We start from the raw sequence: 12,185 nt of genomic DNA, 5'->3' as shown, positions 1-12,185 counted from the left end.
AATACTTACAAGATACATATTTGGAGCTGACAGTTTTCTTCTTCAAATTTTTTAATTTGTTTTGTTGCCATAACCATTATATTTCTTTTAAAGTGAAAAAAGACATTCTCCTCTGGAGTATGTCCCGAATGTAGTTTCTCGTTGACACTTTGTATCAATTTTAACACTTTAAAGAATTGAATGCAATTAGGGCGACTCTCAATACGAGGAAAACAATCGCTTTTTATGATTGACCGTCTTGACTTAAAAAATTTACTACCTCATGAAATAGTTTTTCCCTTTCATTGCAATGGCATATAAGATGCTTAGAGTCTTTTAGAAAAACAAGCTTTTTATGAGGAGTACCAATGTGTTCATATAAGTATTTCGCGCTTTTCGGCGGAACTACTCCATCGCTTTCGCCTTGAGCAATCAGCGTAGGGATATTCACTTTATTTAGAAGCGGTCTTACACTTGAAACAAGCCGTTGAAACTGAAGTGTAGCAGCAATAGGTGTTTCGATAATTTTTCTTTTGTACCTAACAAACAGTTCATTTTCTGCCAGTCTGCCTTTAAATGAATCCCTCACCATATCTGCGACATCTAAAGCTAGCTGCTTTGGATTTACATAGTAGGCCGCTGCACTTAACAGTATCAATTTCTTGATCGGATAATGTACAGCCAAATAGCTCGCAATAATCCCTCCCATTGAAAAACCGATCACATATACCTGTTCACAAGTTTCTAGAAGTTTTTCAAGCTCCTGTTCTGCATGCTTGACCCATTGCTGATAACGAACTCCCTTCAGCTGCAAAGAATCTCCATGCCCCGGCAAAGTCGGAACAGCAATACGCCACTGTGTATGCTCCTTTAAATACTTTACCAATGGCTCCACTTCAAACGGAGCGCCGGTAAACCCGTGAATACATAAGCAACCAATCAAGAAAAACACCACCTTATCTTTACTACACTACCAGTTTTATTTTACACCTTTTGAGACAACCGATACTAGCAGGTAACCTTCACTCACATAAAAAATGAAACCAATAAAGGTTTCACTTTTCATTACTGTTTACTTTGCAATGCCCGAACCACTTCTTCTAACTTCATCCCTCGAGATGCCTTTACCAAAACAAGTGTGCTCTCATCAGTATAGTTTTGCAGTGATTTTATTAAGTCTTCTTTATGTAAAAAGGCAAACACTCTTTCTTTGGAGAAGTTCTCTAGGGCACCTTTCGCAATATATTCACCCAAATTCCCATAAGTGAATACAAAATTTACTTTACTGCTGTCAATTCCTCTTCCAATTTCCGTATGAAAATTTTGCTCTTCTTCACCTAGTTCTAGCATATCACCAAGTACGACGATCTTTTTTTGATAACCGCTTAGGTCTGTGACTAAGTCAATCGCGGCTTTCATGGAAGTAGGACTAGCATTGTAAGCATCATTGATAATTTTTTCTCCCTTTTCCCCTTCAACAAGCTCCATGCGCATATTTGTTACTTTAAGGTTGGAGAAGCCTTCATTCATGCTCTCAAATGGAATACCAAAATACCGGCTTACCAGCATCGCTGCCAACGCATTTAGGACATTATGGACACCTAAAACCGGCAGAATAAATTGTAAATCAATACCATTAATCTTAAACTGGCTTCCTTTTTGGTGCTGCTGTACGTCTACTGGATAAACTGTGTTATGGTTAAAGCGGCCGAATGTTTGCAGCTTGGCATCACCGTGAAATTCTCTCATTGGGCCCTGAAGCAGAGGCTCATCGCCGTGATAAACCACTAATCCATTCGCTTGAAGTCCTCTTAAGATCTCTAGCTTAGCTTCTGCAATACCCTCTCTAGAACCTAGATCCTGAAGATGAGACTCACCAATATTCGTAATTACGACAGCTTCCGGACGAGCAAGCTTTGTTAAAAAGTCAATTTCACCTTTTCCGCTCATCCCCATTTCCAAAACAGCAATCTCCGTATCTTCGTTCAGCCCTAAAATGGTTAATGGCAATCCAAGGTGATTATTAAAGTTCCCTTCTGTTTTCTGCACTTTGTATTGCAGGGATAACAGAGCTGCTGTCATATCTTTCGTTGTCGTTTTACCGTTACTTCCTGTAATTCCTACAACCTTTACAGATAGTTGTGAACGATAGCTCCGAGCCAGCTCTTGAAGTGCAGCTTCCGTGTCTTCTACGATTAAAATTGGCAAATCCTTCGGCGGATTCGGAACATCGCTTTGCCATAAAGAAGCTGCTGCTCCATTTTTTAATGCAGCTTCCACAAAACGATGGCCGTCAGCATTTTCTCCTTTTAATGGTACAAACAAATTTCCTGCTTGTATTTTTCTCGAATCAATCGTTACTCCATTAATGACGGTTTCCTCAAAAGATGTAAGGTTATTTTCAACTTTAATCATTGATTGCAATTGCTTTAAGGTTCTCTTAATCACATGATTACCCCTTTTTCTAGTTAAAATGAAGGACACGGCGGTGAGCCGTGCCACTGATGTACATTAGAATGTGTAACGAATTCTTTGCTTCTCATCATGCCTTTCCATTCCTAAGTTGACCAGTCTTTCAATCAAGTCAGGATAATCCACCCCGCTATGTTTCCATAACAATGGGAACATACTAACTGGCGTGAACCCAGGCATTGTGTTTACCTCATTGATATATGCATTTCCTTCTTTTGTCAAGAAAAAGTCGGCTCTGACTAATCCCGAACCATCCAGGGCTTTAAATGCCTTGATTGCCATATCGTGTAGAATCTTGTACTCCTCTTCCTTGATATCTGCTGGAATAATTAAGGCTGTATTTCCATCTTCATACTTTGCCTTATAGTCATAGAATTCAACCTTCGGAACAATTTCACCAGCAACCGAACATTCTGGAGAATCATTTCCTAATACACCTAATTCAATCTCTCTTGCAGCGACACCCTCCTCAATAATCACCTTACGATCAAATTGGAACGCCTCTTGAAATGCTTCTGTCAGCTGCTCACGATTCATACATTTACTAATCCCAACGCTTGAGCCCAAATTAGCAGGTTTGACGAAACACGGATAACCTATTTCTTTCTCTACTTTAACATATGCTTCTTCCTGTTGCGCTTCCCATTCACTGCGGATAAACCATACATATTTCACCTGCGGAAGACCCGCTTGGGCGAAGATATTTTTCATAACTACCTTATCCATACCAGCTGACGACGCAAGCACTCCGTTTCCTACATAAGGAAGATTAAGAAGTTCTAATAAGCCCTGAACAGTTCCATCCTCTCCGTTTGGTCCATGAAGGAGCGGAAAAATCACATCAAGTGCACTCTCATTATTTGTTGTCATAAATAATGTTGGGGCTAATGCCGCAGAAGATATGCTTTCAGTATGTGAAAACTGCAGTGCTTTCACATTTTCTACAGAACCATTTAGAATAGGTCCCTTAATCCATTCTCCTTCTACTGTAATATATATGGGATGAATTTGAAATTTTTCATGATTTAGAGCATTTATTACTGCAAGGGCGGTCCGCAATGACACCTGATGTTCAGCAGATTTCCCTCCATATAATAAGCCAAGTCTAATTTTCATGTTGAAACCTCCATTTTCTAAAAACACACCATTTTATTTTAACATTTTCCAAAAAAGAAAAGGAAAAAATAAAGTGGATTTAGTAATGATTTTTGTTAATACTTTATGCATCTATCTAATATATGTTAGGCACTACTTGATTAACAACTCTTCAATTTAAAAAATAAAGAGATATTGGTACTTCGCCTTCTACTTTTGAAACGTAGTTTATCCTCTTCAGTAATTCCTTCATTTTCCTCTTTTTAAACAGCTGAATCATCAACAGAAAAAGTTCTTTAGATAATTAATATCAGTACTATAAAGCGAACGTTTCTGTCCAAATTGATGAATAATTCTTGCTATTAATGTTACATAATTATATAATAATACTATGTTATGTAACATTGGAGTGGTTAAATGAAAACCGTCGACGCCATCAAAGACGTTAAAAAGATCAATGAGATGAAACATTTTTTAATGTCAAAATCAGACCGGGATTATTGTTTATTCTTATTTGGAATTAATACCGGAATACGTATACAGGAACTGCTTAATCTTAGGGTCCACAACGTAAAAACTGAAAAAGAAGAAATTTCCTATTTCCTCTCACCCCTTAAAGAACTAAATCCTCCTGTATATTTAAATACTCAAGTGCGGGAAGCTATTCAAAGGTGTATAGACGAAGGCAGACTGCATTCTGAAGATTTTCTATTCAAATCAAAAAAAACGTCAGAGGCCATATCAAGGCAGCAGGCGTATCGGATTATAAACGAGGCAGCTAAGCAGGCTGGCATCGAAGGATCTGTAGGAACTCACACCCTCCGTAAAACATTTGGCTATCATGCTTATCGCAAAGGAATTGCCATCTCTCTTATCCAAAAGAGATTACAGCAATCATCATCATCGGAAACAATTCAATATTTAGGACTAGAACACAGACTGTCCATCCCCATTATTCTTGATGTGAATTTATAAAAAGGAGTTGATGTTATGTCACATACGGATGCTTTTATATTTCTTGCGGCAACCTTCCTCATTGTTGGTGTATTAACCACTAAATTCTCCTCCCGTCTCGGTGTACCTGCCCTCGTTCTCTTCATTGCAGTCGGAATGATCATGGGAAGTGATGTTCTTGGAATTATTTATTTTGATAATGCACAATTAGCCCAAATGATTGGGATATTAGCTTTAATTATTATTTTATTTGAAGGCGGTCTGCAGACAGATTGGAAAAATGTCAGACCTGTCATTACACCAGCTCTATCGCTGGCTACTTTTGGTGTTTTATTAACATCAGGTATCGTTGCTGTTGCTGCAAAGTTTATTCTCGGAATCGGCTGGCTCGAGGCCGTTCTCTTTGGAGCGATTGTCGGATCAACTGATGCTGCTGCGGTATTTGCGGTCTTAAAAGGACAAAATATTAAGCCGCGCATTGCATCCACACTAGAGGCAGAATCTGGATCCAACGATCCTATGGCCGTGCTGTTAACGGTTGCGACTATTGAGTTAATTATGAATCCAAGCGCCAGTATTTTAAGTATGATTGGAACGTTTTTCGTTCAAATGATTGTCGGACTGGTGTTAGGGGTAGCGTTTGGAAAGCTTGCTGTCTTCTCGTTAAACCGAATTAATCTGGACTCCAGTGGGTTGTATCCTGTATTCGCAACAGCCTTTGCTCTGCTTACCTATGGACTTACGGCATTTTTAAACGGAAGCGGACTTTTAGCGGTATATATCGCTGCGATTATCATCGGAAATGCAGAGGATATCGCTTATCGACAATCCATTTTCCGTTTTTCCGAAGGATTTGCATGGATGATGCAAATTGCGATGTTTATCATCTTAGGTCTTCTCGTCTTTCCATCGGAGCTCTTCTCTTGGGATATCCTTTTAAAAGGGATGTTAATGTCATTTATCTTGATGGTTGTAGCTAGACCGGTCGCTGTTTATTTGTCAACAATCAGGATGAACTATAGTAATAAAGAGAAAATATTCCTTTCCTGGGCCGGCTTAAAAGGGGCTGTTCCCATTGTTCTAGCAACCTATCCGTTACTAGCAAATGTTGAAGGAAGCAGTCTTATCTTTAACGTAGTCTTCTTCGTTGTCTTAACAAGCTGTTTGGTTCACGGGTCAACGATTACCATTTTGGCACAAAAGCTTGGCTTGACCGGGCCTCAAAAAGCAACCCCTATTCACTCATTGGAGTTAGTTTCCCTGGGGAAAGCTGACGCAGAAATGATTGAATATGAAATGAAAGAAGACGCAGCTATAATCGGGAAAACATTATTAGAAATTCCTTTCCCTGAAGGAGCCCTTGTAAATGCCATTATTAGAAATGACAAACTCATAACCCCTACAGGTAATACCGTTATACAAGCTGGAGATTTTCTATATATCCTCGTTTCGAGGAAGAAGAAACTGCACTTAAAGAAATTATTACAGGAGAAATCCCATATTCATGTGAATCAAGTCTCATCTTGATATAAAGCCAAGTCACCTTTTAGGGACTCGGCTTTTTTATTTGTGGGGTTATACTACTAAGGGCAGGGCAAAATTTGATGGAAGCTCATGATAAATATGAAAACCATCTCTGAATTAGCGGGAACTCTAAACGGTCTTCATCCTGCCGATGATAACCATTTCTGGTGCGGAGCGATCCTTAAACGGTCTTCATCTTACCTATGAGAACCATTTCCAGCTCGGAGGCAATCCTAAACGGTCTTCATCTTACCTATGAGAACCATTTCCAGCTCGGAGCTAACCTTAAACGGTCTTCATCTCTCCCATGATAACCTTTTCTGGCAAGGAGGCGATCCTAAACGGTCTTCATCTCTCCCATGATAACCTTTTCTGGCAAGGAGGGATCCTTAAACGGTCTTCATCTCCCCCATGATAACCTTTTCTAGCACGGTGGCGATCCTTAACGGTCTTCATCTCTCCCATGATAACCTTTTCTGGTGCGGAGCGATCCTTAAACGGTCTTCATCTCTCCCATGATAACCATATCCGACTCAGAGGAAACTCAAAACGGTCTTCATCCTTCGCCTCTCATAGGATAACCAAATCTTATTCCGTATAAAGCAAAATGTCCTTCATAGAATCTATGAAGGACAAACTCAATTGAGGCGAAGCAATTCCTTAACCAACTAAAGGAATCTACTCTTCTATATTAATGTCCAGAAGCCTTAGCTCCCGGCTTATGATGAACAGCCAGTCGATCAACAAGACTCGAACTCGGTGCATTCAAACCAACTAAACGGACAGCCGTCCCATTATCTCGTAATTTAATGACAATTTTATCAATAGCAGCAACAGCTGAATCGTCCCAAACATGAGCATGGGTAAAGTCAATTTCAACTTGTTTAACATCTTCATAGTAGTCAAAAGACGCCACGATGTCTTCTACAGAAGCAAAAAACACTTGCCCCTCGACCATATAAATTCTTTTTCCATCTTCCAATCTGGAAGAAACTTTCACTTTTGAAATTTTAGCAACAAAGAAAATTGCACTTAGGATAATTCCCGCAAATACACCAATGGCAAGATTATGAGTTGCTACAACTGTAACAACGGTTGTAACCATTACAATTGAGTCAGTTAGAGGCGCCTTAGCTAATCCTTTAATCGAACCCCAATCAAAAGTACCAATCGATACCATAATCATAACTCCTACTAATGCAGCCATTGGAATTTGAACAACGATATTTCCTAATACTAAAATTAAGAACATCAGGAATGTCCCTGCCACTAACGCAGATAATCGACCGCGACCGCCTGATTTAACATTAATAACCGATTGGCCAATCATGGCACATCCGGCCATTCCACCAAATAATCCAGCAACAATATTGGCGATTCCTTGACCGCGGCTTTCTTTATTTTTATCGCTGGCAGTATCGGTCATATCATCAACAATAGACGCTGTTAATAAAGATTCTAGCAAACCTACAATGGCTAAGGCGATCGAATATGGAAAAATGATTTTAAGAGTTTCAAAGTTTAATGGAACATCAGGGATAAAAAATGCTGGCAAAGCAGATGTTAATGCTCCCATATCCCCTACTGTCTTCACATCACTTTTCGTCATAATCGCAATAATCGTAATCACAATAATGGCAACTAATGGTGACGGCACCGCTCTCGTAATTCTAGGAAAAAGATAAATAATCGCCAGTGCGCAAGCAACCATCACATACATGACCCATGTCGCATCAACAAATTGTTCAAGCTGCGCCATGAAAATTAAAATCGCGAGCGCATTTACAAACCCAATCATCACCGAACGAGGAATAAACTTCATAAACCTCGCTAATTTAAGCACACCAAAAAGAATTTGCAAAAGTCCCGTTAAAATTGTTGCTGCAAATAGATATTGAAGTCCGTGGTCCGCTACCAAGGTAACCATCAACAACGCCATGGCACCTGTTGCAGCAGAGATCATTCCCGGTCTGCCACCAACAATAGCAATTGTTACGGCAATACAGAAAGAAGCATATAGACCAACCATCGGGTCTACGCCAGCAATGATAGAAAAGGCAATTGCTTCAGGAATAAGTGCCAGCGCTACGACGATTCCCGCCAGAACATCTCCCTTAACATTACCAAACCACTGTTCTTTAATTGTCAAATCCTTCAAATAAACACCTCTTTTTATTATTTTTTGACTTTGAACTCTCATCAAAGTCGAGCCGACAAAAACCTAGGAGAATAATATCACATTTTACAAGTTTTACAACTATATATGAAAACGTTTAGATAAGCCGTTTTCTTTCATTATCTTTTAAAATCTCGTAATTACTGTACTAATAGTTAAAACCAGCAATATTAATATTCTTATAGTTGGTTGTTCTGTTAACAATATCCACATGATAAATGTACTTTTGGAAAAAGACTGCCAGCTAACACGTTTTTATAATTTTCTAAACATTCTTTACATTTTTCAAACAACCATTTAGAATGTTAATTAACGGAGAAAATGAACCCTCTTTCAACATGGACAAACCAAGCTTCCGTAGAAAAGACTTCTTGTTAAACACATATCAGTAATCAAACCCTCACTAACGATGCACCAGTTCCCAGCATAACAATCTAGACTATTCATACCTTTAAAAAATGTAAGCGCTATACTCATTGTTCGTTATATGTATGCTTTCTCTATTTCAAAAGATTGCTATACATAAATTAATAGAAAAATATTATAGAGGTGATAAAAATGAAATACGAAGAATTGATTGAAAACTTTTCTTGGGAAGAAGTAAAGAAAAAATATGAAGGTGATCCGGATGGCAAAATCAACTTCGCTCATGAAGTATGTGACCGCTGGGCGAAAGACCCTAACCGTGTCGCTATTTATTGGGAAGATTCGTTAGGCAATACAGAAACATGGACATACAGAAAGCTTCAAGAAAAATCAAATCAAATGGCCAATGCACTAAAGTCAATCGGGATTAAGAAAGGCGACCGAGTTGCGGGGCTTCTAGGAAAAGATATGGAATTAGTGGTAGCCATTCTCGGTACATGGAAAATTGGCGCCATCTATGTTCCACTATTCACTGCATTCGGACCAGATGCTCTCATGCACCGCAGCCAAGATAGCGGCGTCAGCCTCATTGTTACGAATAAAGAGCAAGCAAGCAAATTGGAAGGAAGAGATGTATCTTTCCAATTGCTTTTAACGGATAGCGTTAACAACGAAGGCAAAACTTTCTGGGAATTTGTTGACTCATTTTCTACAGAGCATGAGACAGTACTTATGGATGCTCTTGATCCAGCTGTTATCCAATATACTTCCGGTACAACTGGGTTACCAAAAGGGGCTATGAATGCCCACAAAGGTGTCTATAGTTTATATCCATACTTAACATTCGCCCTTAACGTTGAGGAAGATGATGTCTTTTTTGGCGGCGCAGACTTAGGCTGGTCTTATGGATTAATGGCTTGTACGTTTGGACCATTAAGTCTTGGTGCAAAGATCGTCATGTATAAAGGACCATTCGAGGCAGAAAAGGTCTTTCAAATTTTAGAAAAATACGAAGTAACGAATTTCACCTATGCACCTACAGCCTACAGAATGATGATGGCTGCTGGAACAGAGGTATTGAAAAAATATAAGATTAAAGCTCGTAAATTCAGCAGTGCCGGTGAACCATTGGACGGCGAAGTTGTACGCTTCTTCCAAGAGAATTTCGGAAGAGCGATTTATGACCATTATGGAGCAACGGAAATGGGAATGGTTGTGAACAACTACAATATTACGGATATGGCTGTTAAGCCAGGTTCAATGGGCTTCCCGATCCCTGGATTTAAAATGGCACTTGTCGATGAAAATGGCGAAGTTGTCAAGCAAGGAGACGTTGGTCAAATTGCGCTTGATACAACGGATGAAAACTTTAAATTCTTAGGATATTGGAATAACCCTAAGAAATCCAGCGAAAAGTTCCTTGGAAAGTGGTTCTTATCTGGTGACTTAGCAAAGCAGGATGAAGATGGATATTATTGGTTCCAAGGCCGTGCAGATGACGTCATTTCTAGTGCCGGCTATCGAATTGGACCTACTGAAGTTGAGGCTTGTTTGATGGAACACACTGCTGTTTTAGAAGCTGCTGTCGTAGGTAAGCCGGATAAAACAAAAGGCGAAATTGTTAAAGCCTTTATCGTACTTAATAACGGCTTCTCCCCTTCTGATGCACTAGCAGATGAACTTAGTCTTTATGTAAAAAATAAATTATCTAAACATCAATATCCTCGGGAAATTGAATTTATCACTGAATTACCGAAGACACAAAGTGGTAAAACACAGCGTTATCTGCTGAAGAAAAGAGAATACGAAAAACAAGTTAACAGCTGAATCTCAAATGACTGATAACTATGGATGAACCGTAGAATTTTAAATAGAGGTGACGGGAATGGCAGTGAAATACGAAGAACTTGTTAAGAACTTCTCTTGGGATGAAGTAAAGACGTTCTATGCAGGCAGCCCTGACGGCATCATGAACATGGCTCAAGAAGCTTGTGATCGATGGGCTGATGACCCTGACCGCATCGCCATCTACTGGGAAGATTCTTTAGGGAACACAGAAACATGGACGTACCAAAAGCTTAAGGAAAAATCAGATAAAATGGCTAATGGCTTATGCTCTTTAGGAATCAAAAAAGGTGACCGTGTAGCTGGAATGCTTGGGAAAGATATGGAACTCGTCATTACCATTCTAGCTGTTTGGAAAATCGGCGCCATCTACGTCCCTTTATTTACGGCATTTGGCCCTGATGCCATCATGCACCGTGCAACGGATTCGGAAATCAGCTTATTAGTGACGAATCGAGAGCAAATCAGCAAGGTAGAGGATCGAAATCCTTCCTTCCAGGTTCTTTTAACAGATGGAATTACGAAAGACGGCAAAAGCTTCTGGGAATTTGTTGAGTCTTTCCCAGATCAGTTTGAGATGGAACCAACCAATGGATTAGATCCTAGTGTAATCCAGTATACATCTGGTTCGACAGGATTGCCGAAAGGTTCCATTGCTGCCCATAAAGGGATTTACAATCTCTATCCATACTTAAAGTATGCCCTGCATATGGAGGATGACGATGTGTTTTTTGGGGCAGCTGACTTAGGCTGGTCTAATGGCCTGTTAGTTTGTACATTTGGACCGTTGAGCCTTGGTATTAAAACAGTTGTCTATAAAGGGCCATTTCAGGCTGAAAAGGTTTTTCAAATCATGGAGAAGTACGGAGTGACTAATTTTTCCTATATCCCGACTGCATACAGAATGATGATGGCCGCTGGAACAGACGTGTTGAAGAAATATAATATCAAAGTGAGGAAATTCAGCAGTGCTGGGGAACCATTAGATGCTGAAGTGACACGCTTCTTCCAAGACAATTTCGGAAGAGCCATCTATGACCATTACGGTGCCACTGAAATAGGCATGATTGTCAATAACTATAATATTACTGACATGCCAATCAAGCCGGGTTCCATGGGATTGCCACTACCAGGATATAAAGTGGGTCTCATTGACGAACAAGGTAATGAAGTGAAGCAAGGCCAAGTCGGTCAAATAGCCCTTGATACGACAATGGGCGAAGGTCTTAAATTTAGAGGATATTGGAATAATCCGGAAAAATCCAGCGAAAAGATTCGCGGAAAATGGTTATTGTCAGGCGACCTTGCCAAGCAAGATGAAGATGGGTACTTTTGGTTTCAGGGCCGCGCTGATGATGTTATCTCAAGTGCTGGCTATCGGATTGGACCTACCGAAGTCGAAGCAAGCTTAATGGAACACCCTGCTGTTTTAGAAGCTGCCGTGGTAGGCAAACCTGATAAAACAAAAGGTGAAATTGTCAAGGCATACATTGTGTTAAACCAAGGCTATGAGCCGTCTGATGAATTATCAGAAACCCTAAGCCTTTTTGTAAAAAATAAGCTATCAAAACATCAATATCCTAAAGAAATTGAATTTATTGACTCATTGCCGAAGACACAAAGCGGCAAGACACAGCGTTTCCTTTTGAAAAAAAGAGAATACGAAAAACAGGCAAACCGTTAAAGATAGATTTAACGTTCCACCTGAAAGAAAAAAGATGATACATAGCAATCATCTTTTTTTAATAAAAAAACTCCCCTTTCAGCGGAGAGT

8 protein-coding genes are annotated in these 12,185 nt (G+C 39.6%); 4 read left to right on the top strand and 4 right to left on the bottom strand.

All coding sequences use genetic code 11. The features are described from left to right. Positions 1-223: 223 nt before the first annotated feature. The 3 genes from CZ487_RS01755 to CZ487_RS01745 all read right to left on the bottom strand — a co-directional run bounded on the left by CZ487_RS01755 (position 224) and on the right by CZ487_RS01745 (position 3,567). Positions 224-922: an alpha/beta hydrolase gene (locus tag CZ487_RS01755; protein ID WP_202617774.1), complete on the bottom strand. Its 699-nt coding sequence runs from the start codon at positions 920-922 to the stop codon at positions 224-226. Positions 923-1,044: 122 nt separating this feature from the next. Further along, positions 1,045-2,427, bottom strand: a complete 1,383-nt coding sequence (locus CZ487_RS01750) for a UDP-N-acetylmuramoyl-tripeptide--D-alanyl-D-alanine ligase (RefSeq protein WP_077210582.1) — start codon at positions 2,425-2,427, stop codon at positions 1,045-1,047. 63 nt (positions 2,428-2,490) lie between these two features. Further along, entirely contained in the window at positions 2,491-3,567 is a 1,077-nt protein-coding gene (locus tag CZ487_RS01745; protein WP_077210581.1) for a D-alanine--D-alanine ligase, read from the bottom strand. A gap of 396 nt (positions 3,568-3,963) precedes the next feature. Here CZ487_RS01745 and CZ487_RS01740 point away from each other — a divergent pair, with 396 nt between their 5' ends. Then, positions 3,964-4,521, top strand: a complete 558-nt coding sequence (locus CZ487_RS01740; protein WP_077210580.1) for a tyrosine-type recombinase/integrase — start codon at positions 3,964-3,966, stop codon at positions 4,519-4,521. A 15-nt stretch (positions 4,522-4,536) separates the two neighbouring features. Beyond that, positions 4,537-6,027: a potassium/proton antiporter gene (locus CZ487_RS01735; protein WP_077210579.1), complete on the top strand. Its 1,491-nt coding sequence runs from the start codon at positions 4,537-4,539 to the stop codon at positions 6,025-6,027. A 688-nt stretch (positions 6,028-6,715) separates the two neighbouring features. Here the strand turns inward: CZ487_RS01735 and CZ487_RS01730 are convergent. Continuing rightward, positions 6,716-8,182, bottom strand: a complete 1,467-nt coding sequence (locus CZ487_RS01730) for a SulP family inorganic anion transporter (protein WP_077210578.1) — start codon at positions 8,180-8,182, stop codon at positions 6,716-6,718. Positions 8,183-8,758: 576 nt separating this feature from the next. Between CZ487_RS01730 and CZ487_RS01725 the strand changes: the two genes are divergently transcribed. Together CZ487_RS01725 and CZ487_RS01720 are read left to right on the top strand one after the other, a co-directional pair. Then, complete coding sequence (locus CZ487_RS01725; protein WP_077210577.1) at positions 8,759-10,393, top strand: acetate--CoA ligase; 1,635 nt, start codon at positions 8,759-8,761, stop codon at positions 10,391-10,393. 58 nt (positions 10,394-10,451) lie between these two features. Next, positions 10,452-12,095: an acetate--CoA ligase gene (locus CZ487_RS01720; protein WP_077210576.1), complete on the top strand. Its 1,644-nt coding sequence runs from the start codon at positions 10,452-10,454 to the stop codon at positions 12,093-12,095. Positions 12,096-12,185: the final 90 nt, after the last annotated feature.

Origin of the sequence: Robertmurraya dakarensis (genome assembly GCF_900156875.1) — a bacterium.
GTDB classification, from domain to species: domain Bacteria; phylum Bacillota; class Bacilli; order Bacillales; family Cytobacillaceae; genus Robertmurraya; species Robertmurraya dakarensis.
Note: the sequence above shows the minus strand (reverse complement) of the source record. Positions and strands in the feature narration are given on the sequence as shown.